The sequence below is a fragment of the Streptomyces sp. NPDC001852 genome (assembly GCF_042891825.1).
Lineage (GTDB): Bacteria > Actinomycetota > Actinomycetes > Streptomycetales > Streptomycetaceae > Streptomyces.
The window spans coordinates 25,751-49,556 of record NZ_JBIATN010000017.1 but is presented as its reverse complement, the minus strand read 5'-3'; the positions used below and the strand labels follow the sequence as shown (position 1 = coordinate 49,556).

General features: G+C 72.5%; 14 protein-coding genes. 6 read left to right on the top strand and 8 right to left on the bottom strand.

The window, feature by feature from the left end; genetic code table 11:
* Nucleotides 1-7: 7 nt before the first annotated feature.
* From meaB to ACFYZB_RS27775, 6 genes are all read left to right on the top strand, one after another.
* Nucleotides 8-1,012, top strand: a complete 1,005-nt coding sequence (gene meaB / locus ACFYZB_RS27800) for a methylmalonyl Co-A mutase-associated GTPase MeaB (RefSeq protein ID WP_388763367.1) — start codon at nucleotides 8-10, stop codon at nucleotides 1,010-1,012.
* Between the two features lie 193 nt (nucleotides 1,013-1,205).
* Nucleotides 1,206-1,805, top strand: a complete 600-nt coding sequence (locus ACFYZB_RS27795; RefSeq protein ID WP_388763365.1) for a hypothetical protein — start codon at nucleotides 1,206-1,208, stop codon at nucleotides 1,803-1,805.
* A gap of 136 nt (nucleotides 1,806-1,941) precedes the next feature.
* Nucleotides 1,942-3,396 carry a phytoene desaturase family protein gene (locus ACFYZB_RS27790; RefSeq protein ID WP_388763364.1) on the top strand — a complete coding sequence of 485 codons (1,455 nt, stop codon included), beginning with the start codon at nucleotides 1,942-1,944 and terminating at the stop codon, nucleotides 3,394-3,396.
* A 129-nt stretch (nucleotides 3,397-3,525) separates the two neighbouring features.
* Entirely contained in the window at nucleotides 3,526-5,271 is a 1,746-nt protein-coding gene (locus ACFYZB_RS27785; protein ID WP_388763362.1) for a TIGR03767 family metallophosphoesterase, read from the top strand.
* Between the two features lie 406 nt (nucleotides 5,272-5,677).
* Entirely contained in the window at nucleotides 5,678-5,848 is a 171-nt protein-coding gene (locus tag ACFYZB_RS27780; protein ID WP_388763361.1) for a hypothetical protein, read from the top strand.
* A 20-nt stretch (nucleotides 5,849-5,868) separates the two neighbouring features.
* Nucleotides 5,869-5,991, top strand: a complete 123-nt coding sequence (locus ACFYZB_RS27775; RefSeq protein ID WP_388763359.1) for a hypothetical protein — start codon at nucleotides 5,869-5,871, stop codon at nucleotides 5,989-5,991.
* A gap of 81 nt (nucleotides 5,992-6,072) precedes the next feature.
* On the opposite strand, the gene ACFYZB_RS27770 is transcribed toward ACFYZB_RS27775, so the two are convergent.
* From ACFYZB_RS27770 to ACFYZB_RS27735, 8 genes are all read right to left on the bottom strand, one after another.
* Nucleotides 6,073-7,638 carry an MFS transporter gene (locus ACFYZB_RS27770; RefSeq protein WP_388763357.1) on the bottom strand — a complete coding sequence of 522 codons (1,566 nt, stop codon included), beginning with the start codon at nucleotides 7,636-7,638 and terminating at the stop codon, nucleotides 6,073-6,075.
* A gap of 112 nt (nucleotides 7,639-7,750) precedes the next feature.
* The gene (locus ACFYZB_RS27765; RefSeq protein ID WP_388763356.1) at nucleotides 7,751-9,010 is read right to left on the bottom strand and encodes an amidohydrolase family protein; all 1,260 of its coding nucleotides are present in this window, start codon (nucleotides 9,008-9,010) and stop codon (nucleotides 7,751-7,753) included.
* Nucleotides 9,007-10,044 (bottom strand): methyltransferase, encoded by a 1,038-nt coding sequence (locus tag ACFYZB_RS27760; protein WP_388763354.1) that lies wholly within the window; start codon nucleotides 10,042-10,044, stop codon nucleotides 9,007-9,009. Before ACFYZB_RS27760 ends, ACFYZB_RS27765 begins: the two co-directional genes overlap by 4 nt.
* Nucleotides 10,041-10,811 (bottom strand): thioesterase II family protein, encoded by a 771-nt coding sequence (locus ACFYZB_RS27755; RefSeq protein ID WP_388763353.1) that lies wholly within the window; start codon nucleotides 10,809-10,811, stop codon nucleotides 10,041-10,043. The genes ACFYZB_RS27760 and ACFYZB_RS27755 overlap by 4 nt, the downstream gene beginning before the upstream one ends.
* Complete coding sequence (locus ACFYZB_RS27750) at nucleotides 10,808-11,992, bottom strand: acyl-CoA dehydrogenase family protein (RefSeq protein ID WP_388763351.1); 1,185 nt, start codon at nucleotides 11,990-11,992, stop codon at nucleotides 10,808-10,810. The genes ACFYZB_RS27755 and ACFYZB_RS27750 overlap by 4 nt, the downstream gene beginning before the upstream one ends.
* Entirely contained in the window at nucleotides 11,982-13,172 is a 1,191-nt protein-coding gene (locus ACFYZB_RS27745; protein ID WP_388763349.1) for an FAD-dependent monooxygenase, read from the bottom strand. Before ACFYZB_RS27745 ends, ACFYZB_RS27750 begins: the two co-directional genes overlap by 11 nt.
* A complete protein-coding gene (locus ACFYZB_RS27740) occupies nucleotides 13,165-16,314 on the bottom strand; it encodes an amino acid adenylation domain-containing protein (RefSeq protein ID WP_388763347.1) in 3,150 nt (1,049 codons plus the stop codon). The genes ACFYZB_RS27745 and ACFYZB_RS27740 overlap by 8 nt, the downstream gene beginning before the upstream one ends.
* 18 nt (nucleotides 16,315-16,332) lie before the next feature.
* Nucleotides 16,333-23,805, bottom strand: a complete 7,473-nt coding sequence (locus tag ACFYZB_RS27735) for an amino acid adenylation domain-containing protein (protein ID WP_388763346.1) — start codon at nucleotides 23,803-23,805, stop codon at nucleotides 16,333-16,335.
* Between the last annotated feature and the right edge of the window lies 1 nt (nucleotide 23,806).

Sequence of the window (23,806 nt, the reverse complement as noted above, 5' to 3'; positions counted from 1 at the left end):
CCCCGGGGTGGCACCGATCGATCTCGACACGTATGTGAAGGGCGTGCTCGACGGAAAGCGGGCGATCGTGGCCCGCGCGATCACGCTCGTCGAGTCCACCCGCCCCCAGCACCGGTCGCAGGCACAGGAGTTGCTGACGCAGCTCCTTCCGCACAGCGGCCGGGCACGGCGGATCGGCATCAGCGGGGTGCCGGGCGTGGGCAAGTCGACGTTCATCGACGCGTTCGGCACGCTGCTGACCTCGCTGGGCCACCGGGTCGCGGTCCTCGCCGTGGACCCCTCCTCCACCCGCACCGGCGGCTCCATCCTGGGCGACAAGACGAGGATGGAGCGCCTGGCCGTCGACCCGAACGCCTTCGTCCGGCCCTCCCCCAGCGCGGGCACGCTGGGCGGGGTCGCGAAGGCCACCCGGGAGTCGATGGTGGTCATGGAGGCGGCGGGCTACGACGTGATCCTGGTGGAGACCGTCGGCGTGGGCCAGTCGGAGACCACGGTCGCGGAGCTGGTCGACTCCTTCCTCCTGCTGACCCTGGCCCGCACCGGCGACCAGCTGCAGGGCATCAAGAAGGGCGTCCTGGAACTGGCCGACGTGATCGCCGTCAACAAGGCGGACGGACCGCACGAGCGCGACGCGAGGGCCGCCGCCCGTGAACTGGCGGGCGCGCTGCGCCTGATGCACGGCAAGGAGGCGTTCTGGACGCCGCCGGTGCTGCACTGCAGCGCGCGGGAGTCGACGGGCCTGGACACGGTGTGGGACCGCCTGGAACAGCACCGCACACTGCTGGACTCCACCGGCCGGCTCACCGCCAAGCGGCGCGATCAACAGGTCCGCTGGACCTGGGCAATGGTCCGCGACGAACTCCTCGGCCGACTGCACGCCGACCCTGCGGTACGCCAGGCCGCGCCGGACCTGGAGCGGCAGGTCAGAGAGGGCCGCTTGACGGCGACCCTGGCGGCGGACCGCATCCTGGAGGTCTTCGGGGGGCGCGCGGCTCCGCCGACGGGCGGCTGAGTCGTCGTACGGGAGGCATCCCGGGGGCGTGCCGCGCCCCCGGCCGGCGGGTGAGGCGCCGTACGGATATGTCCCGGGGACGTGCCGCTCTCCCGGCGGGCGGGTGAGGCGTCGTGCGGATGCGTTCGGGCGGCACGGCGTGGGGGCGGTGGGTCCGCATAGGCTGGTCGGGTGCGACGTGGAGGAGCCGGCCGTGGAGAAGAAGGCGGGGAAGAAGGCGGACGGGGCCGACGGAGCGGTGGACGCTCCGGCCGTGGGACCGGGCGGGCTCCAGGCCCTGCTCACCGCCCCTGCACTGCGGCGCCGCCGCCGTCGCGCGCTGCGCTTCCTCGCCCTGTGTGTGATCGTCCTGGTCCCGTGGACCGTCTATCTCGCGCTCTCCCTGCCCGACCGGTTCCAGGCCCGGTACTGGCCGGCGGCCTGGGTCGGCTTCGACGTGCTCCTGTTGCTGTCCCTCCTCGGCGCGGGGCTCGCGGTGTGGCTGCACCGGCAGATCCTCATACCCTGCGCCGTCGTCGCGGCCACGCTGCTGGTGTGCGACGCCTGGTTCGACGTCTCGCTCGCCTGGGGCACTCCTGACATCTGGGAGTCCGTCGCCTCGGCCGTCCTGATCGAACTGCCCCTCGCCGGTCTCCTGCTCGTCCGCGCCCACCGCCTGCTGCGCGCCACGGTCCGCCTGGCCTGGCAACGCCTGGGCCTGCCGGGCGAGCCGCCCCCGGTGCACCGTCTGCCCCTCTTCGGCACCCCCGCCTCCGGCGGCACCGAGGAGAACGCCCCTGGTCCGCCCGGCTGAGACCCTGTCGCGCCGTTGCCTTCCACCGGCCCTCGGTATCGTCGGGCGCGGCCGGTGGGCGTGCGCGAGCCCGCCCGGCGGCACCCGACGCACCACCCGCGGTGCACCGGACGGCGAACGGCGAGGAGGCACGCGTATGACGACGGCGGTCGTGGTCGGCAGCGGGCCCAACGGGCTCGCCGCCGCCCTCACCCTCGCCGCGGCGGGCGTGCGGGTCCGTGTCATCGAGGCCGCGGACGTCCTCGGCGGCGGCACCCGGTCCGGCGAGCTGACCCTGCCCGGCCTGATCCACGACGAGTGCTCCGGCATGCACGCCATGGTGCCCGGCTCGGCCTTCGCCCAGCGGTTCGACCTGGCCGGGGCCGGTCTGACCTGGCGCTGGGCCCCGGTCGAGTTCGCGCACCCGCTCGACGGCGGGCGCGGCGCGGTCGCGGTCCGGTCGGTGGCGGGGACCGCCGCCGGGCTCGGGGCGGGCGGCCGCGGATGGCTGCGCACGTTCGGGCCACTCACCGAGCGCTTCGGGACGATCAGCCAGGAGTTCCTGCAGCCGGTGCTGCACGTTCCGCGGCACCCGCTCCACCTGGCCCTCTTCGGCGCCTACGCCGGCCTGCCGGCCACGGTGCTGGCGCGCCGCTTCCGTACCCCGGAGGCGCGGGCGCTCTTCACCGGCGTCGCCGTGCACGCCTTCCGGCCCCTGGACACGTTCGCCTCCTCGGCGATCGGGGTGGCGCTGACCACGGCCGCGCACGCCGTCGGCTGGCCGGTCGCCGAGAGCGGTTCGGCGGCGATCCGGGACGCGGTCCTGGTCCGCGCGGCCGAGTACGGCGTGCAGTTCGAGACCGGCCGCCGGGTGACCTCGCTCGACGAGCTGGGCGGCCCGGACCTGGTCATGCTGGACACCTCGCCGGCGGCGGCCGCGCGGATCGCGGGCGACCGGATGCCCCGTCACATACGCCGCGCGTATCTGAACTACCGCCACGGGCCGGGCGTGTTCAAGGTGGACTTCGCCGTCGAGGGCGGTGTGCCGTGGGCGCACGAGGGTGCGCGCTCGGCCGGCACGGTGCACCTCGGCGGCGGCGTGGCGGAGATGGCGGCGGCCGAGAGGGACGTGACCGCCGGCCGGATGCCCGAGCGGCCGTTCGTGCTCGTCGGCCAGCAGTACCTCGCCGACCGGTCCCGCTCGGCAGGCGACGTGCACCCGCTCTACGCCTACGCCCATGTGCCGGCCGGCTTCAGCGGCGACGCCACCGAGGCGATCACCGCGCGGATCGAGCAGTTCGCCCCCGGCTTCCGTGAGCGGATCCGGGCGATGTACGTGCGCTCCACGACGGAGCTGAGCCGGCACAACGAGAACTACGTCGCCGGTGACGTCGTGACGGGCGCCAACGACCCCTGGCAGCTTCTCTTCCGGCCGCGCGCCGCGCTCGACCCGTACGCCACCGGCGTGCCCGGGGTCCACCTCTGCTCCGCCGCGACCCCGCCCGGCGCCGGCGCCCACGGAATGTGCGGCTACAACGCCGCACGGCGCGCCCTCGCCCGGCTCCGGGGCCCGGCTCGGCGACCGGAAGCAGACCCCACCCGCCTCGCCTGACGACCCCTTGTTTCCCTCAAGTTTCCCTCCGCCCCCTGGACACTTGTCTACCCGTCAGTAAGGTTGCCCCGGCGGACGCGTCCGGCCCTCGGGCGTGACACTCGACTGCCGCCGTGGACAGGGGGATTCATGAGCGGGATGAGCCGTCGCCGGTTCGTGTCGGGAGCATCCGCGGCAGCCGCGGGAGCAGCCTTGTGGCCGCTGCTGACACCGAGCACCGCACACGCCCGGGACCGGGCCCTGGCCGCCACGGCCGCGCGTGCGGTACGGATCGGCGGCACCACGCTGGAACAGGTGGCCACGCCGTCCGGCGACGGGGCGTACAAGCGGCTGACGGCGGGGCCCGGCTGGCCGCTCGTGGTGCGTGCCGAGCTGGCCGGTGCCGGGTCCGGGCGGGACGACCGGCGGACCGGGCTCGCCTCCTTCGTGCAGTTCACCGACCTGCATCTGACGGACACCGAGTCGCCGGTGCGGTTCGAGTACCTGGCGCGTCTCAACGACAGCGCGCACCGGCCGCAGGAGACGCTGACCGTGCGCGGTGCCTCATCCCTCGTCGAACGGGTCAACGCGGTGCGCCAAGGGCCGTACACCGGGCTGCCGTTCAGTCTGGTCATGGCCACCGGCGACAACACCGACAACCACGAGCGGATCGAGCTCGACTGGTACCTGACGGTCATGAGCGGCGGCCGGATCACGCCGAACAGCGGCGACCTCGCCCGCTACGAAGGCGTGCAGAACTCCGGCAGCGCCCAGTACTGGAACCCCGAGTCGTCCCTCCAGGACACCTACAAGGCCAAGGGCCTGCCGCAGATCCCGGGCTTCCTGAGCGGCGCCGTGCGCCCCTTCGACGCGCCCGGCCTGAGCGTCCCGTGGTACACGACGGTCGGCAACCACGACGACAGCATCGAGGGCAGCCTGCCCGACCTCGGTCTGCTGAACGACCTCTACACCGGCTCCCGCAAGCTGGAGGGCTGCGACGACGCCACCGCGGCCCGGCTGGCGGACGCCGTGCAGCACGACCCGGCGGAGGCCGTGCTGCTGCTGGGCAAGCTGCTGACCAGTGGCGGCTCGATCCGCACGGTGACCCCCGACGAGCGGCGCCACCCGTTCACGCCGGCCGAGTTCGCCCAGGCGCACCTGAACCCCGCGTACACCGGAAGCGGCCCCGTCGGCCACGGCTTCACCGGCGACTCCGTCAGCAGCGGACACCTCTACTACACCTTCGACCTCGCCGACGGCGTCCTCGGTATCAGCCTCGACACCACCAACCGGGCGGGATTCGCGGACGGTTCGCTCGGCACCGCGCAGCTGAACTGGCTGGAGTCGGTCCTCGAGGCGCACAGCGGGCACTGGTACGACAGCGACGGCCACGTGGTGCGCGGCGGATCCGGCAGCCGGCTCGTCGTCGTCTTCAGCCACCACACCAGCGGCACCATGGGCAACCTGCTGCCCGACCCGTACCACCCCTTCGAAGCCCGCCACAGCGGCGCCGAACTGGTCACCCTCCTCCAGCGCTTCCCGAACGTGGTGGCCTGGGTCAACGGGCACACCCACACCAACCAGATCATCCCGCACGGCCACACCGTGCCCGAGCGCGCCTTCTGGGAGATCAACACCGCCTCCCACGTCGACTACCCGCACCACGCCCGGATCATCGAGGTGGCCGACAACCAGGACGGCACGCTGTCGCTGTTCACCACGCTCATCGAGTCGGCCGCCCCCTACCGGACCGACTTCACCGACACCTCCGATCCCGGCCTTGCCGCCCTGTACCGGGAACTCGCCTACAACGACCCCTACGCCACCCCCGCCACCCGCATCGGCACCGCCGCGGACCACAACACCGAGCTGCTCCTGACCAAGCCCGCGACGTAGCCGCAGACGTCCGGCGTAGGCCGGCACCCAGGGGCGGACACCGGTGGCGACCGCTGCCGGCCGGATGACCGCTGACGCTGCGAGCGCCCATGCCCGGTTCGGCCAGGGGTGATTGCAGGAGAAGCCGTGCCGGATTCCCGTCGCCCGGTGTCGAGGTGGTGCCGCGCGCCCGGTTCCTCGGCGAGCTTCCGCTCGTCCTCGCCCGGCCGACCGCCACCGTCTCGAACGCCGAAGGGCCGCGGCGCGCCGCGCTGCTCGTCACCGCGGCCCTGCACCTGCCGCTCGCCGCCATGGTGCTGTCCCCGCTCACCATGGTCAGCGGCGTGGCCACCGGCACCCCGCCGTCCGCCTCGCCGCCCTGGCGCACCACGCCGAGATCGCGGGGACCGCGTCGTCACTCCTCGGCATGGCACGCTTCGCGTTCGGCGGGCCCGCCGTCCCGCTGGAGCTGGTCACGGTGGTCTCCGCCGTACTCGCGGCGATCGTCCACGCCTGTGCGATTTACCCCCACACCCGCCTCCCGGGCCAGACCGTCGCCTTCGGCACACCGCTCGACCGTGCGGGAGCGAACTCCTGAGCAGCGACGGCATCGACCCCATGGGGCGAGCTCACGATCATCGGGCCGGCGGCGGGCTTCAGAGCGACACCGACCACGACGTCGTGCACTGGCTGACCCCCGTCACCCCCGAGGAGTACGCCGCCGCTCCGACCGTCGACTGACCCAGAGCCCCGGGCACTCCAGCGCCGCAGCCGTGCCCACCGACCGGCGGCCGACGGCCGGTCGGGGGCGGCGTGCGCGGATCAGGCGGTGATCTGGCCTTCCTCCCGCGCCTGCTGAGGGGGGCGCTGCGGCTGCGGCGCGGCCTTGGGCGTCCGGAGACGGAGGAGGACCGCGACGGTGGCGAGCGCGGTGGCGACCCCTGCCACCAGCAGGCTGGTGTGCAGCCCGTCGACGAAGCCGGAGCCGAAGTACCGCTGTGCGGCACGGAGGTTCAGGCCGAGGTGGGAGGGGGCTGCTCCGTGCTGGGTCACGATGAGGTGGGCCGCACTGCCGCGCTCGCCCGGGTCGAGGGCGCTGCCGGAGCGGGCGAGGTCCCGGGCGACCGAGATCTCGGCGCGTGCGTTGAGCAGGGAGCCGAGGACGGCGATGCCGAGGGCCGTGCCGACCTGGCGGGTGGCGTTGACCGTGGAGGCGGCCGCGCCCGACCGCTCCCGGGGAACGGCGGCCATGGCGGCGGCGTTGGTGGGTGCGATGCCGAGGCCCATGCCCAGGCCGAGCACCGCGAAGAGCACGCCCACCTGCCCGTACCCGGTGCTGGGGGTGAGGGTGAGCAGGCCCAGCAGGCCGACGCTGACCAGTCCGTAGCCGGCGACCATGACGCCTCGGGGGCCGAAGCGGGCGGTCAGCTTGCCGGCCTGGGTCGAGCCGATGGCGATCGCCGCCGAGTACGGGAGGAACTTCACGCCGGTCATCGCCGCGCTGGTGCCCTGGACCTGCTGCAGGTAGAGCGAGAGCAGGTAGAAAGTGCCGTAGGCGCCGAAGCCGAGCATGAACGACGCGATGTTGGTGATGACGAACCGCTGGTTGCCGAAGAGCGACACCGGCAGCATGGCGCGCGGGACGCGGCGCTCGACGGCGACGAAGGCGACGAAGGCGGCGGCCGCCACGGCGAAGAGCACCAGGTTCTGGGTCGCGGTCCAGCCGTCGCGTCCGGCCTCGTTCACCGCGTAGGTGAGCGCGGCGAGCCAGACAATGCCGAGGACCTGGCCGACGGGGTCGGTGGCCGCGTGCTCCGGGTCGGCGGACTCGGTGATGCCCTTGAGGGCCGCCGTGAGGGCGATGATGCCGAGGGGCACGTTGATCAGGAAGATGGCGGGCCAGCCGACGGAGTCCGTGAGCGCTCCGCCGAGCAGGGGCCCGAGCACCACGGCCAGGGCGCTGCACGCGCCCCACAGGCCGATCATCCGCGCCCGCTTGGCCTGGTCCGGGAATCCCTGTGCCAGCAGCGACAGTGCTCCGGGGGTGACCGTGGAGGCTCCGGTGCCCTGCAGCAGCCGCCCGATCACCAAGGTGGCGGTGTTGGGCGCCACCGCGCACAGCACCGAGCTGAGGGTGAACAGGGCGAGCCCGGTCAGGAAGACCTTCTTGCGTCCGAAGCGGTCGCCCAGCGCGCCGCCGGTGAGCATGAAGGCGGACAGGCACAGGGTGTAGCCGTCCACCACCCACTGGATGTCCGTGATCCGGGCGTGCAGGTGGGTCTGCATGTCCGGGAGCGCCACGTTGACGACGCTCATGTCGAGCAGGGCCATGAAGGTTCCGAGGAAGACGGCCGTGATCAGCCCGACCGGTCGGCGCGGTGTGGACACACGTACTCCTGCTTCGACGAGGATGAGGGTGACTGTGCGAAGGCCGCCCGGACCCACGGGGGAATTGAGCCCGAGCGGCGGTTCCACCGTTCCACCTCAAGTCGGCTTGAAGTCAACCAGGGCTTTGTGCCGGCGTGGGCTGCTTGACCGGTTCGCCGTGTTTCCAGACGTGGGTGATCCGCTGCGGGTCGGCGAGAACGGTGATGTCCTGAACGGGGCAGGCGGACAGCGCCAGGACATCGGCCTGATGGCCGGCGGCGAGTCGGCCGGCCTTGGGGGCCTGGGGGCCGAGGGTCAGGGGCCCGTTCGCGGTGCAGGCCTCGATCGCCTCGAGTGGCGTGAGCCCCGCGGCTACGAGGTGGGACGCCTCTGCGCCGTTGCGGCCCCAGGAGAGAGCGGTGCCGGGCCTGCTGGTTCCGAGGTCCGTTCCCGCGGCGATGCGTACGCCTGCCTCGTGGGCGGTGGCGATGGCCTTCAGGTGGCGGTCGGCCATGGCCACGGCCTTGGCGTAGGACTGCTCGCCCAGCATGTGCCGGGCTGCCAGGATGCCCTCGAAAATGGTTCTCGTCGGGACGAGGACGGCGTCGTGCTCCTTCATCATGGCCGCCGCCTCCTCGTCCAGACAGCTGCCGTGTTCGATGGTCCGGCATCCTGCGGTCAGGGCCGCCATGATGCCGCCTTTGCCGTGGCAGTGGGCGGCCACGATCCGGTCGGCGCGTTCGGCTTCCTCCACGACGGCCCGGAGTTCGGCGGGCGAGAACTGACGGTGCTCCGGGTGGTCCAGGTCGCTGATCACACCGCCCGAAGCGCAGACTTTGATCACACGGGCGCCGCGCCGCAGCTGCAGCCGGACGGCTCGGAGGCATTCGTCCACCCCGTCGGCGGTCTGGAGGACCCCTCCGTGCTCGGAGCAGTCACGCACCCACGGGTGGGGAACCCGGTGGGCGTCGCCGTGCCCGCCGGTGGGGCTGATCGCGGCGCCGGCCGCGTGGACGTCCGGACCTGTGACGCTGCCTTCGGCGACCGCCTGTGCCAGTTCGGCCCCGTAGCCGCCCAGTTCGCGCACACTCGTGATGCCGGCGTCGAGCGCGGCGGTGAGATCCCCGACCGCCCTGGCCGCGGCCACGGCCGGCGGGGTGAGCAGCACGGCGTCGAGACCGAGTCCGGCTCGGCTGCCGACGAGGTGGGTGTGGCAGTCCCACATCCCCGGCATCAGCACGGGAACATGGAGGACGTCCTCGCCGGAACCGGGGGGCGGTGCGCTCGCCCGGGGACCGGCGTAGGTGATGGTGCCGTCGGACATGACGAGCACGGCGTCGGTGACCGGTTCGCCCCGGCCGGGGATGAGCCGTTCTGCACGGAGGTACGTCATGCCTGTTCGGCCACCGCCTCGATGACCGCCTCGGCGTCGAGGTCGGTCACGGGCGTGCGGACCTCCTCGACGCGGAATCCCGCGGCGCCGAGCAGCGTGCGGTGCTCGCTCTCGGTCCGGTCCCGGCCGCGGACGAGAACGAGCATCAGCAGATCGTCGATCTTCGCCGGGTGGAAGACGGGCTCGTCGGGGATGACCTTCTCGAACACCAGAAGCCTGTCCCCCGCGCCGCAGGTCCGACGGATGCGCCTGAGCAGGGCCAGAGCGCGCTCGTCGTCCCAGTTCCGCAGAATCCGTGCGAGCACGTATACGTCCGCGGTGGGGACGGCTTCGAAGAAGTCGCCCTCGACGACCTCGCTGCGGTCCGCGACGCCCGCCTCGGCCAGTACGTGCCTGGCGTGCCGCGCCGCTTCGGGCAGCTCCAGCAGGGTTCCCGTCAGGCGGGGATGGTCCGTCAGGATGCGGGCCAGCAGGGCTCCGTTCCCTCCTCCTATGTCGGCGACGGTGCGCGCGTCGGCGAGCCCGCAGGACGCCAGCATCGCCGGGACCCTGCGGGATGCGGCGAGACTTGAGGTCATCGAACGGTTCCGATCGGGGTTCGCGCCGAGGTAGTCGTAGAACGGCTTGCCGTAGATCTTCTCGAAGGCCGGCTCACCGGTGCGGACGGCGTGGGTGAGCTCACCGAACAGTCCCAGCACCTCGTCGCGGACCACGGAGACGACGGGCACCAGGGACCCCTGCGTGTCCGAGCGCAGCAGGGACCCGGCCGGTGTGAGAGCGAAGCACCGCCCCGGGAACTCGATGACGATGTCCACCGTGGTGAGGGCGCGCAGCACGCGGTAGAGGGCCTCGGTGTCGGCTCCGGCTTCGGCGGCGATCTCGGTCACCGGCCGGGTGTTCTCTCCGAGGATGTCCGGAACGCTCAGTTCCGTGATCGTGCAGCAGGCGTGGGCGAGCCAGGCCCCTTTCAGGAGTCCCATGACGAGGATGCGTTCGGAGGCACCGGGGGCGGCGGCGCGGGCGGGCGGGGTCATCGGTGCTTCCCTCCAGGGCATGCGGTGGCGATCGAACGGGACGGGGCTTCGGAGCGGGACGGGCGGAGTTCCTCCCGAACGGCTTGGAGGAGGTGCGTCCGGGCGGTCTGGACGAAGAAGTGATCACCGTCGAGCATCCGCACCCGGCAGCGGTCACGGGTGTGGCGCCGCCAGGCGCCGAGCTCCTCCACCGAGACGTCCGGGTCGTGGGTGCCGCCGAGGGCGGTGATGGGGCAGTCCAACGGGTCACCGGCGGGGTGCCCGTAGTTCTCGGACAGGGCGAAGTCGGCACGGAGCACGGGCATGAGAAGCCGCATCAGGTCCGGGCTGTCGAACACCTCTGCCGGGGTGCCGCCGAGGCCTCGCAGATGGGCGGCGAAGGCCTCGTCCGGCAGATGGGTGATCCGGCGCTCCCGCAGGGGCAGATGAGGTGCTCGGTGGGCGGAGACGAACAGCCGGACCGGCTGGACGCCGTGGCGGTCCCGCAGCCGGCGGGCGAGTTCGTAGGCGATCGCCGCGCCGAGGCTGTGGCCGAACAGGGCGAAGGGCTCGTCCGCGGTCCGGGCGATGCGCGGGAGCAGGTCGTCGAGGAGCGGCCCCATGCGGTCGCAGGGAAGTTCGCGGATCCGCTCGCCCCTGCCGGGGAGCTCGAGCGGAGCTACCTCGGCGACGTCGGCGAGCTGCCGTGACCAAGGCAGGTAGGACCGGGCGGAGCCGCCGGCGTACGGCAGACAGAAGAGGCGGACGGGCCGGTCGGAACCGGTCATGAGCCCTCACCGGTCAGTGTCGCGGCGATGGTGCGCAGCAGCATGTTGCTCGTCCCCTCGTAGATCTTGCCGGCCTTGGCGTCCCGGTAGATCCGCTCGACCGGATAGTCGCGGGTGTAACCGTTCCCGCCGAGGATCTCGACGGCCGATGACGCGGTGCGCTCGGCGGCCTCGGCCGCGAGGTACTTGGCCATGGCGGCTTGCCTGGCCTGTTCGAGACGGTCCGCGCCGTCTTCGAAGATCCGCGTGGCGTTGTAGAGCACAACGCGGGCCGCCTCGATGTCGACGCGCATCCGGGCCAGGGTGAACTGCACGCCCTGATAGCCGGCGATCCGCTGCCCGAACTGCTCGCGGGACCTCGCGTACTCCGTGGCCTGTTCGAGGGCGCCCTGGGCCAGTCCCACCAGTTGCGCGGCGATGCCCAGGCGTCCGACGTCGAGGGCTTCCGCGGCGAGTGTCCGGCCGCCTCCCACACCTCCCAAGCACTGTCCCACGCGTACGCGTACGTCCTGGAGGACGAGGTCGGCGGTGGAGGCGGCACGCACACCGAGCTGTTCGGTGCGGTGTACGACGGACAGCCCCGGGGTGTCCCGGTCGACGAGGAAGGCGGAGATGCCCCTGCCCTCGGGATCGGTGGCGAAGACCAGGAACACGTCGGCCTGGGCGGCGTTGCTGGTCCACCTCTTGCGTCCGTTGAGGACGAACGCTCCGGGTTCGCTGTGGGCGGTGGTCCGCAGGGCGAAGGCGTCGCTGCCCGCCTGTTCCTCGGAGATGGCGAAGGCACCGAGTTTCGCGGAGGCCAGCAGCGGAAGGTAACGCCTGCGCTGGTCGCCGCCCGCGGTCCTGAGGATCGTCGCGACGACGAGGGCGTTGTGCACGTCGACCGCGACCGCCACCCCGGCGTCCACGCGGGCGGTCTCCTCGATGGCGAGGACCACCTGGAACAGGCCTCCGCCCAGGCCGCCGTACTCGAGCGGTATCGCGACGGACGTCAGCCCGGAGGCGAACAGCTGCTGCCGCAGCCCTGGATCGAGGGTGCCGGTGCGGTCCATCTCGGCGGACAGCGGCCGGATCTCCTTCTCCGCGAACGCGCGCACGTGGTCGCGCCAGCGTCGGTCGGCGGCACCGAGACGGGTGAGCGGGGGCGGCGGCGGACCGGGTACGAGGGGATCAGGCTGCATCGCGGCTCTCCGGGCTTCCGTCGTCGAACGTGAGCAGGGTCTGCCAGGTGCGCTCCGTGGCCTCCGGCGGCAGTGCCCGCATGGTGGAGTTGCGCAGGGCTATCAGCAGCGGGAGTTCCCAGCCCTGGTACCGGCTGAGCTGGAAGGTGCGCTGCCGGATCCAGCCGACGCGCTCCCGGCGCCGGCGTGCGTAGTCCTCGATCCCCTGCTCGGGGGTAGCGGCGGCGGCGAGGGCGTCGGCGAACACCACGGCGTCCTCGATGGCCTGGCAGGCACCCTGACCGTAGACGGTCGGCATGGCGTGACTCGCGTCCCCGAGCAGCGCGACGCGGCCGGTGCCCCAGACGGCTTCCGGGCGTCCGAACAGATCCGTCCGCAGCATCCGCTCGGCCGGAGTGGTCCGGATGACGGCGGTGACCGGCTCGGGGAATCCGGCGGTCATGGCCAGCAGCGCCCTTTTGATCTCGTGCGGATCCCTGCTCTCTCCGTGACCGGGTGGGCCGTTGCGGCTCACGGACCAGCAGACGGCGTCGGGACCGACCGGCCAGGCCACCGAGCGGGCCCCGTCCTTGCCGTACACCATGTAGGAGGTGTGCTCGGGGAAACCCGCATGGCTGTCGCTGATGCCGCGCCAGATCATGTGTCCCTCGGGCTCCGGAGGGCCGTCGTCGTACAGCACCGCGCGGGTGCGCGACCTCAGGCCGTCGGCGGCCACGAGGAGGGCGCCGGCGAGCTCTTCTCCGTCGTCCAGCCGCACCCGCACGCCCTCGGTGTGCTGCTGGATGCCCACCAGTCGGGACCGGTAGCGCACCTCCGCGTCGGCGCAGCCCTCGAGCAGCACGCGGAGCAGGTCCTGCCGGCGGATGCCGACGCCCTGGCGGCCGATGGCGGCGCCGATCCGGCCGACGGGCACCTCGTGGATCGGCTCGCCGTCGGCGGTATGGAGACGCTGTCGGTCGAGGGGCATCCCCGCGCGGACCGCCGCGTCGGCCAGTCCGATCCGGTCGAGGGCCGACAGCGCGTTGGTCCAGATCGTCAGTCCGGAACCGGCCAGTCCGCGGGCCTCGTCGGCGCGCTCGATCACGATCACGCGGTAGCCGTGCTGCCGCAGGGCTCGCGCGGCGGTGAGGCCGCCGATACCCGCTCCGGCGACGATGACGGGACCTGTCAGCTCAGCCACGCCGGCCTCCCTGCTGCGCGCTGGGGCCGGCGTCGACCGCTCGGGCCAGGGCCTCGATGGTCGGTGCCTCCAGTACCGACCGGATCGGGAGCTCGGCCCCGGCCTCGTGGCGAAGCTGCGCCGTCAGCCTCATGGCGGCCAGGGAGTGCAGGCCGAGGTCGGCCAACCGGTCGTAGACGCCGATCCGCTCCGTCTCCAGGATGTCGGTCAGCAGTCCGGTGAGGTGGCGTTCGGTCGGTGTGCGCGGCTCGACGAACTCCGCAGCGCCGGTCCGCTCCAGCCGGGGCAGTGCGGCGAGGTCCACCTTGCCGCTGAGGTTCGTGGGGATGCGGTCGACCCAGCCGACGGCGCTCGGCACCATGTGAGCGGGCAGTCGCTCCGCGGCGTACTCGCGGACGGCGGTCTCGGGTACGGAGCCGGACACGGGCACCAGGTAGGCCTCGAGGTGCTGGTCGCGCCGCACTACCAGGGCGGTACGCACAGCCGGGTGGTCGCGCAGGACGGCCTCGACCTCGCCCGGTTCGATCCGGAAGCCGCGTACCTTCACCTGGGAGTCGGCGCGCCCGAGGAACTCGATCGCGCCGTCGGAGCGGTGCCGGGCGAGATCCCCGGTCCGGTAGCCGGGGCCGCCCAGCGGGGCCGGCTCGACGGCGAAGCGCTCGGCGGTGAGTTCGGGCCGGAAGAGGTAGCCCTGTGCCACCGCCGGTCCTACCAGGCGCAGTTCGCCGCGCGCGCCCACGGGGACCGGTCGCCCGCGGGAGTCGCACACCAGGACGTGCTGGTTGGGCAGCGAGTGGCCGATCGGTACGGGCGTGCCCGCCGCGAGGGTTTCCTCGGTCACCCGGTGGCTCGTGGAGACCACGGTGGCCTCGGTGACTCCGTACAGGTTGTGAAGGGCCGGACGGTCGAGCCCGAAGCGTGCGGCCCACGGCCGGAGCACAGCGGGCTGCAGCCGGTCGCCACCGAGGAATACGTGCCGCAGTGCTCCGGTGTCCGTCTCCCCGTCGTCGAGGGCCGCCTCGGCGAAGTGTTCGAAGACGGCCGGGGTCAGGCTCAGTACGGTGACCGCTTCGCGGCGGACCAGCCGGAGGAGGTCCTGAGGGGAGCGGGCCGTCCAGTGCGGGACGATGACGAGGCGAGCGCCGTTGGCGAGCGCGCCCCAGATCTCCCAGACCGAGTAGTCGAAGGTGTGGGAGTGCGTGAAGGTCCAGGTGTCGTCCGCGCCGAGGCCGAACTCCGCGCGTCCGGCCGCCAGGAGGCTCTGTACGTTGGCGTGGGTGACGACCACTCCCTTGGGGCGGCCCGTGGAACCCGAGGTGTACAGCACGTAGGCGGCGGCGTCCGGGTCGGTCGCGCAGGTGAGGCCGGCCGCGCCGGTGCCGGGCGGTTGTCCGGTGTCGAGGACCAGGGTCGTCCCGGGGAACGGAGGCAGGCGGTCGGCCAGGGCCTCGGACGTGGCGACGATGTGCACGTCGGCGTCGCCGAGGATCTCGCGGAGGCGCTCGGCCGGATACTCCGGGTCCAGGGGGACGTAGGCCGCGCCGGTCTTGAAGGTGGCCACCATCGCGGCGACCAGTTCGGGGGAGCGCTCCAGGCAGAGGCCGATCCGACGGCCCGGGCCCGCTCCCGCTGCCCTGAGCCGTTGCGCGATGCTGTCGGCCAGCTGATCCAGCCGGTGGTAGGTCAGCTCGCTGTCACCGCATCGAAGGGCGACCGCGTCCGGGCGGCTGCGTACCTGCCGGGCGAAGGACTCGGCGAGTGTCTCGTCGGGGCCGGTGAGCAACTCCCCGTGCGGCTGCGCGAGGTGGCTGTCGTCCAGACGCACCTCCCCCAGGGTGAGCTCCGGACGCCGTACCACCTGCCGGAGGACGGACACGAGCTGATCGGCTATCCGCCGCGCCGGTTCGGGGGCGAAGCGGCGCAGGTCGTGGACGATCCGCAGGGGCATCCGGTCCCCCGGCATGATGACCATGGTGATCGGGAAGTGCGGGCGGCCGTCGTAGAAGATGTCACGCACCGAGAGGCCGACGTCGTCCAGCGCCAGGTCCGGCATCGGAACGTTCTCGAACGAGACGCTGGTCTCCAGCAGGGGCGTGTCGGGCGACCGGCCGGCCAGCCGCTGGATCTCCACGAGAGGCAGCCGGCTGTGCTCCCGGACGGCGGCCATGTGGGTCTGGAAGTCCGAGAGCCACGGCAGCAGGGCACGGTGGGGATCGAGCCGTTCGCGGACCGGGAGGGTGACGATCATCGGGCCGAGGATCGACTGCCCGGCCGCCAGGTCCGCGGGACGGTGCGCGATGGTCGCACCACAGGCCACGTCCTCCGTGCCGTGGTACCGGCTCAGGACGAGCAGCCAGGCACCCTGGACCAGGGTGTTGAGGGTGAGCTGGCGTTCCCGGGCGAGGGTGCGCAGGCCGGGTGCGAGGTCGTCCAGTTCCAGTTCCAGGAAGGCGTGCGTGGCGGTGTTCTCCGGCACGGGCTCGCCGTCGAGGTGGAGGGGCTCGGGCGGAACGTGACCGCCCAGTTCCCCTTGCCAGAACTCGGCGTCCTTGGCGGGGTCCTGAGCCTGCCACCAGGCGAGGTAGTTGCGGTAGGGCGGGGCCGGCGGGAGGGCCGGCTGCTCGCCCCGACGGAGGGCGCGGTAGCAGTGGGCGAACTCCTGCATGGCGAGCCCGAAGGACCACCCGTCCATGAGCAGGTGGGAGAACCGCCAGGCGAACGTCCAGCCGGTCTCCGAGCGGCGGATCACGGCGTTGCGCATCAGCGGGGCTCGCTCCAGCGGGAATCCCTCGATGCGTTCGCGGGCCAGCCAGGTGCCCAGCCGCCGGTCCTGCTCCTCGGTGGCGAGGTTGCGCCAGTCCAGCACCTCCAGCGGCAGCCGTGCCGATCGGTGGACGACCTGAAGTGCTCGGTCGCCCTGCCAGTGGAAGGTGGTACGCAGGACCGGATGGCGGTCGACGACCGTCTGCCACGCGCGCTCGAAGGCGAGAGGATCCAGCTCTCCTTCGAGGGTGATGAGCAGCTGTTCGATGTAGATGCCCGTGCCGCCGCGATAGAGCTGCTCGAACATCAGGCCCTGCTGGATGGGCGACAGGGGGTAGATGTCTTCGATGTCCCTGGCGCCCGTGTCATTCGTGGTCACGTCTTCTCCCGACAAGCGCTACTGGTCGCCCAGGCCGGCGATGAACTGTCGTAGGTCCTCGTCGTCCATGTCGACGAGGGGGAAGTCGGAGGCGTCGACGGAGCTGTCCGACGTCGCCTCGAAGTGCGCGGTCAGCTCTGCGAGCCGCCGCGGTAGCTCCGCCGCCACCGCGCGTACGACGGCTTCGGCCTCGGGCGCGTACCACCAGCGCAGCCGCAGCGTCCCGTCGACCATGGCCGGGGTGATCTCGGCGAGGGTGTCCACGGACCGGCTCCGGTGGCCGTCGGGCCAGGGAGCACCGGAAACGGGGTCGTCGCCCGTCCAGTGGAGCCCTTCCCGCACCAGGACACGCGGCCCGGAAGGCAGTTCCCCGGCCGGGGCCCGGTAGCCGCTCTTCACCGCCGACGCCGTGTCGCGGCAGTCGCCCGCTCCGGTGCCGGCGGGGAGGGAGACCAGCTCGGTGAACCGGCCGACGGCGGAGGCGAGCAGGTGGCCGGTGGCATCGGACGGCCGCCGGGTGCGCTCCGCCACGATGGTCGCCGGTGCCTCCGTGTCACCGGCCCGGTCCCAGGCGCGGGCGAGTGCCGCGAGGAGCACTTCGCGCGCGTCGAGGCGGTGTGCGCGGTGTGCGTGCTGTGTGGCCCGGTCGACGTTCTCCGCGGTGAGTTCGCTGAGCAGCTCACCGTCCAGGGTGTGCATCGGCCTCGGGGTGTCGTCGAGCTGCCCGTCCACGGTTCGGCTCCGGGCTGCTGCCTCGTCGGCCCAGTCCAGGAAGTCGCCGGCCGGCCGGTCCCACTCCACCGCTCCGGTGGCGGTGAGCTGGGAGCAGGCCCGGTGGAAGTCGCGGACCAGCCGCGGCCAGGAGCCGTCGTCGATCACCGCGCCGGCACCCACCCAGGCCAGCAGGCTGGATGCGTCGTCGGTCTTGATCAGGGCGAGCTTGACAACGGGGCCGTCGGCCAGGTCCAGTTCGCCGGCCATGTCGGTCAGCATGGACCGGATGGTGTTCTGGCGGACGGCCTCCGGGAGGGAGCGCAGGTCGATGTCCGGCACATAGCAGTCCGGGCCGTCACCGGGCCACTGGACCGGCCCCTCCGGTCCGTGGCCGATGCGCAGGCGAAGTGCCGGGTGCCGGCGCATCAGAGCGCCGAGGGCCGTCTCGGCGATCGCGGGGTCGACGTCGCCTTCGACCCCGTACAGCAGCCGGCCCGGCACCGGGTCGGCCTCGGTACCGCCGGCTTGGAAGGCGAGGGCCCGTTGGTGGGGCGTGAGCATCGACCGGCGTTCACCGGTCTCGACGGCGGTGGCCCGATGGCATGCGGCGGCGAGGGCCGCGATGCTGTCGGCTTCGAAGACGTCCTGTGGGGTGAGGGCGAGGCCCTGGGCGTTGGCCTTCGCCACGAGCTGGATACCGAGGATGGAGTCGCCGCCGAGCTCGAAGAAGTTGTCGCCCGCTCCCACCCGTTCGAGGCCGAGCAGTTCGGCGGCGACGGCGGCCAGGCGGGCGGCCGTCTCCTGCACCGCGGCGTCCGTCTCCTCCGGGACGTCCCGGCGCCCACCGTGCCGCTCGGGCTCCGGCAGTGCCGCCCGGTCCACCTTGCCGTTGGAGCTGAGCGGCAGGGTGTCGAGGAGTACGAAGTCGGAGGGGCACATGTAGGACGGCAGAGCCTCGGTCAGCCGCCGGCGGGCAAGCTCGACGAGGTCGCCGACAGCTTCGGGTTCCGGGACCAGGTAGGCCACGAGCCGCTGCTGGTGGCGGGGGCCGATGGCCGCGACCGTGTTCCACCGCAGCCCCGGCACCTCGTCGAGCGCGTGCTCGATCTCCCCGAGCTCGATCCGGAACCCGCCGACCTTGACCTGGAAGTCCTCGCGTCCCAGGAACTCGATCGTGCCGTCGGGCAGGTAGCGGCCGAGGTCGCCGGTGCGGTAGAGCCGCTCGCCCGTCGTGGGGTGGGGGAAGAACGACTCGGCGGTGCGTTCCGGATCGTTCCAGTAGCCCTCGGCGAGCCCGGCACCGGCGATGTGGAGCTGGCCGGGGACCCAGACGGGGGTCGGTTCCATGCGTTCGTTCAGAACGTGGAAGCGCTGGTTGCGCAGGGGCCGGCCGTACGGAATGGACGACCAGTCGGCCCCGACCTCGTCGACGGGGTGGGCGATCGACCAGATGGCCGCCTCGGTGGCCCCGCCGAGACTGATCACCTCGGCTGCCGCCACACCACGGATCCGGTCCGGCAGAGTAACCGGGATCCAGTCGCCGCTCAGCAGGGCCACGCGCAGCGGCAGGCCCGTGGCGCCGACCGCCTCGGCGTGTTCCACGAGCATCTGCATCAGCGCGGGCACGGTGTTCCAGAGGGTGACCCGGCGGGTGCGGACGAGCTCCAGCCAGCGCGCGGGGTCGCGTCGCGCCTCCGGCTCGGGCAGTACCAGCGTGCCTCCTGCGGCGATCACCCCGAACACGTCGTGGACGGACAGGTCGAAGCTGAGCGAGGACAGGCCGAGGACCGCGTCGCCCGGGCCCACGCGGAACCGCTCGTTGATGTCGCTGATCGTGTTGAGGGCCGCGAGGTGGGTGACGGCGACGCCCTTGGGCGTGCCGGTGGAACCGGAGGTGTAGATGACATAGGCGACGTCCTCGGGCTGCGCCGGGCACCGCCAGTTCGCCGCTTCCTGCGCGGGGACCACCGCGTCCCGGACCGGGACGGCCTCGACGTCGAGGTCGAGCGGGTCGTCGTCACCGGTGAGCAGGCAGTCGACGCCGGCGTGTGTGACGAGCCAGCGCTGGCGTGCCTCGGGCAGGTCCGGGTCGATGGGCACGTAGAGGGCCCCGGCCAGCGACGCGGCGACGGCCGCGACGATCTGCCGCCATCCCTTCGGCAGACGTACGCCGATGACGGCTGCCCGCCCGTGACCGCGGGAGTGCAGCTCCTGGGCGAGCGCGCAGGCACGGGTGACCAGTTCGGAGTGGGTCAGCGTGCGGTCGGGAGCGATGACCGCCGGGGACTCGGCCAGGGCAGGGTCCGCGAGGGTGCGCAGGAGGCTGTCGGTCAGCAGTCCGCGTGGGGCGGGGCCGTCCGTCCGGTTGGCCCGTGCGCGCGCTTCCCTCTGGTGGGAGGGAAGGCCGGGACACGGCGCGGCGGCCCACCCCTCGGAGTCGGCGAGGCCTGCCACGAGGGCGTGATAGGCGCCGAACATGTCGTCGAGCATGCCCTCCGGGAAGTGCTCCTCCAGGGCGTGCCAGGCGAGTTCGAGGGTGCCGTTCACCTCCATGATGAAGTGGTCGAGGGTGACCTGTGGGGTCTGCGAGATGAAGTACGACTGCTCCCCGAGCCAGCCGAAGGTGTCGTCCGCGCGGTCCTCGCTCTCGGTGAGGGAACTGGTGACGACGACGGGCATGGTGGCGTTGTTTCCGCGTTCGCGGGCCAGTTCGCGCAGGACACGGACGCCGCTGACGTGGCGGTGCTCGAAGTCCTTCCAACTGCGCCGCTGGATCTGGCGCGCGAGGTCCGCGAAGTCGGTGACGCCACGCAGATCCACCTCCAGCAGTTCGAAGGAGGCGAACTCGCCGACGATGTCGCGGATCTGCGGGTGGACGGGCAGCCTGTCGACGGCGGTCAGGTTCAAGGTGAAGTGCTGGCTCTTGCTCCAGGCGCCGATCACGGCCGCGTACGCCGCGATCAGTGCGGTGGAAGCGGTGATGCCGTGCGCGGTGGCCTGGGCACGGATGCGCTGCCAGACCTCGGGCGGCACCGAGGCGTGCCGGCGGGTGAACCGGGACTCGTCCGCTGTCCGGCCGGCGCTGCGGACGGGGAGCTCCGGCGCGGGCGGCAGCTCGGCCACCCGGCGCCGCCAGTACTCCAGGGCACGCTCGTAGTCGGGTGTCCGCCGCATCTGCTGTTCGGCCAGGACGTAGTCGCGGAAGGTGAGTTCCAGCGGATCAGGCTGCCGGCCGGGATCGTCGTAGCAGGCGCCCCACTCGGGCAGCAGCTGGAAGAAGAACCCGGCCACGTCGGCGACGATCAGATCGAAGCTGATGTGGAGGCGGATCCGGTCGTCCGGCAGCCGGGTGGCCCGGATCTCCCACAGGGGCCAGGTGTCCGCCGGGCGTACCTCGGCTTCCATGGCGCTCCGGACGACCGCGAGCTCGTCCTCGATCGCGGCGGCGTCGGCGTCGCGCAGGTCGAGGGTCGGGAAGCGGTACGGCGTCACCGTCTCCACGATGCGCTGGCGGCCGTCGGGCAGGACCACGACGCGGAGCATGTCGTGGCGGTCGACCACGTTCTGCCAGGCCCGCTCGGCCCGGGCCAGGTCCAGTCCGCGGCTGTCGAACTCCAGGTAGACGTGCGCGGCGACGCCGCCCAGGTCGAAGCTGCCCAGTCGGCCGATCCACTGCGCCTGCTGCATCTCGGTGAGCGGGAACGGATCGAAGCGGTGCCCGGGGTCCGGCACCACCTGAAGGGTCGCGGCCCCGGCGTCCGCCTTCCGGGCGGCGGTCACCATGCCGGCGACGGTCGGGGCGGCCAGCAGCTCGGACAGGGTCAGGGTGCGGCCGGTCAGTTCCCGGTACCGGACGAGCATGCGGGTGGCGAGCAGCGAGTGACCGCCGAGTTCGAAGAAGTTGTCGTGGATGCCGAGGCCGGTGAAGCCGAAACACTCCTCCCACAGGGCCAGGGCCGCGCGTTCGTCCTCGTTGCGGGCCGGGGCGTGGGCGGTGAGGACCTCGGGCCGGGTGGCCGTGTCCGCCTCCGTGCCGGCCGGCTCGGCCGGGGCGATGACGTCCAGGTCGGCTGCCGTCCCCGTGTCACGCGGCTCGACCCAGTAGCGCTGACGCTGGAAGGGATAGGTGGGCAGCGGCACCCGGCGCCGTGCCCCGGCGTGCAGGGTCTCCCAGTCGAGGTCGAGGCCGCATTGCCACAGACCGCCGAGTCCCTCGAGCAGTGCGTCGGTGTCCGAACGGCTCTCGTCGGGGCGTGGCAGCGTGGTGACGACGACAGCGCGTGCTTCGGGCCGTACGGCCTGCCGGGTGAGCGAGGCGAGGGTGTTGCCGGGCCCCACTTCGACGAAGGCGGCGCGGGCGGTGGACGCGGTGGCGACCGCGTCGGCGAAGCGGACCGGCTTCCGGGCATGTGATCCCCAGTACGAGGGGTCCGTCGCCTGCTCCCCGCTGATCCAGGTGCCGGTGACGTCCGAGACGAACGGCCGGCGTGGCGGGGACAGCCGGGTCCGCCGGACCTCTTCCGTGAAGGGAGCGACGATCGGGTCCATCATCGCGGAGTGGAAGGCGTGGGAGGTGTGGAGCCTGCGGTGCCCGATGTCCTCTCCGGCGAGGTCGCTCTCCAGGCGTGCGATCGCCTCTTCCGGGCCGGAGGCCACGCACAGGGCCGGGGCGTTGACCGCGGCGATGTCCGCGCCGGGCGGCAGCAGGGCGCGGACCCGCTCCTCGGGTGCGGCGACCGAGAGCATCGCTCCGGCCGGCTGCTCCTGCATCATGCGGCCGCGCAGTGCCACGAGGCGGAGCGCGTCGGGGAGTTCGAGGACATCTGCCAGGCAGGCGGCGACCAGTTCGCCGACGCTGTGACCGACCATGGCGGACGGCTGGACGCCGAAGTCCCCCAGCAGGCCGGCGAGGGCGTACTCGACGGAGAAGAGCGCGGGCTGCGCGAAGCCGGTGGCGGTGATCCGCGCGGCCGCTGCCTGGCCGGAGTCGTCGGAGTAGAGCACCTCTCGCAGGTCCGCTCCGAGGTGCGGGCGGAGCAGTTCCGCACATGCGTCGAGCCGGGTGCGGAAGCCGGGCTCACTGTCGTACAGACCCCGGCTCATGCCGGCGTACTGGGCTCCCTGCCCCGGGAACAGGAAGACGATCTCGGAGGGCGCGTTCCCCGCGTCGGCGGTGGTGACCAGCTCGGGATGCTCGCCGGAGAGAAGGCCGGCCGCTTCGGCACCGCTTGCGGCGACGACGGTCCTGCGGAACCGGAAGGGGTGCCGGCCGGCCTGCAGCGTGTAGGCGGCGTCGGCGAACCGTCCGGGGCCGGACGGCGCGGCGTCCAGCCCCGCGAAGTGCGCTGCGAGACGCCCCGCGGCATCGTCCAGGGCCTGGGGCGTCCGTGCGGAGACGGTGATCAGCTGCCGCTCGCGGCCCGGCGGGACGCTCCGGGAGGGTTCCGGCGCTTCCTCGAGAACGAGGTGCGCGTTGGTGCCACCGATGCCGAACGAGCTGACGCCGATGCGCAACGGGTCCGTGGCCGTCCAGTCGGTCAGCTTCCCGGTGATCCGGAACGGGGTCTTCTCGATGCCGAGCTGCGGGTTCGGGGTGCGGAAGTTGGCCGTGGGTGCCAGTTGGCGGTGCCGGAGCTGGAGGACGGCCTTGATGAGACTGGCCATGCCGGCGGCCGCCTCCAGGTGTCCCACGTTCCCCTTGACCGAGCTGAGCGCGCAGTAGCCCGTGTCTTCCGTGTGGGCGCGGAACGCGCGGGTGAGGGCGGTCACTTCGATGGGGTCCCCGAGGGGGGTGCCCGTCCCGTGTGCTTCGAGCGCCGTGACCGTCCTGGCGTCGATCTCGGCGAGTTCCAGCGCGGTGGTGACGACCTCCGCCTGTCCGTCGACGCCGGGCGCGGTGAAGCCGACCTTGGCCGAGCCGTCGTTGTTGGTCGCGGTGGCCTTGATGACGGCGAGCACGGTGTCGCCGTCGGCGACGGCGTCCGCCAGCCGGCGCAGCGCGACCACGCCGACCCCGCTGCCGAACACCGTGCCGGCGGCATCGGCGTCGAACGGCCGGCAGAAACCGTCCGGCGAGAACATCAGGCCGGCCTCGTAGAGGTAGCCCACGCGATGGGGCACCCGGACGCAGGCGGCACCGGCCAGCGCGAGTTCGCACTCGTAGCCCTGCAGTGCCTGGCACGCCTGGTGGACGGCGACCAGCGAACTCGAGCACGCGGTCTGCACGGTCACCGCCGGGCCGGTCAGCCCGAGTTTGTAGGCGGTCCGGGTCGAGAGGTAGTCCTTGTCGTTGTGGATCTGCAGCTCGAAGCCGGAGGCGCTCATGAGCAGCCGGCCGCCGCCCAGCAGGTTGGACATCAGGTAGGCGGACATCCCGGCGCCGGCGTAGACGCCGGCACGGCCCGCCCGCGCCGGGTCGAAACCCGCGCCCTCCAGGGCCTGCCACGCGCACTCCAGGAAGAGCCGCTGCTGGGGGTCCAGGAGCGCGGCCTCGCGGCCGGTGAAACCGAAGAACGGCGCGTCGAACAGGTCGATGTCGTCGAGCACCGGTGCCGCCCTGACGTATTCGGGCCGCTCGAGCAGTTCCCGCGGCACGCCTTCGGCCAGCACCTCCGCCTCGTCGAGCCGCTCGATGGACACCACGCCGTCACGCAGGTTCCGCCAGAACGCCTCCGGGTCCGAGGCGCCCGGGAAGCGGCAGGCCATGCCCACGACGGCGATGTCGGAGGAGTCCGGTACGGCGTCTGTGAAGCTGGGGTCCGATATCGGAGCGCTCATG

Excerpts from the sequence above, each read along its gene's own strand:
- ACFYZB_RS27790 (WP_388763364.1), top strand. The coding sequence starts at position 1,942 with ATGACGACGGCGGTCGTGGTCGGCAGCGGGCCCAACGGGCTCGCCGCC.
- ACFYZB_RS27785 (WP_388763362.1), top strand. The coding sequence starts at position 3,526 with ATGAGCGGGATGAGCCGTCGCCGGTTCGTGTCGGGAGCATCCGCGGCA.
- ACFYZB_RS27780 (WP_388763361.1), top strand. The coding sequence starts at position 5,678 with ATGGCACGCTTCGCGTTCGGCGGGCCCGCCGTCCCGCTGGAGCTGGTC.
- ACFYZB_RS27775 (WP_388763359.1), top strand. The coding sequence starts at position 5,869 with ATGGGGCGAGCTCACGATCATCGGGCCGGCGGCGGGCTTCAGAGCGAC.
- ACFYZB_RS27765 (WP_388763356.1), bottom strand. The coding sequence starts at position 9,010 with ATGACGTACCTCCGTGCAGAACGGCTCATCCCCGGCCGGGGCGAACCG.
- ACFYZB_RS27760 (WP_388763354.1), bottom strand. The coding sequence starts at position 10,044 with ATGACCCCGCCCGCCCGCGCCGCCGCCCCCGGTGCCTCCGAACGCATC.
- ACFYZB_RS27755 (WP_388763353.1), bottom strand. The coding sequence starts at position 10,811 with ATGACCGGTTCCGACCGGCCCGTCCGCCTCTTCTGTCTGCCGTACGCC.
- ACFYZB_RS27750 (WP_388763351.1), bottom strand. The coding sequence starts at position 11,992 with ATGCAGCCTGATCCCCTCGTACCCGGTCCGCCGCCGCCCCCGCTCACC.
- ACFYZB_RS27735 (WP_388763346.1), bottom strand. The coding sequence starts at position 23,805 with ATGAGCGCTCCGATATCGGACCCCAGCTTCACAGACGCCGTACCGGAC.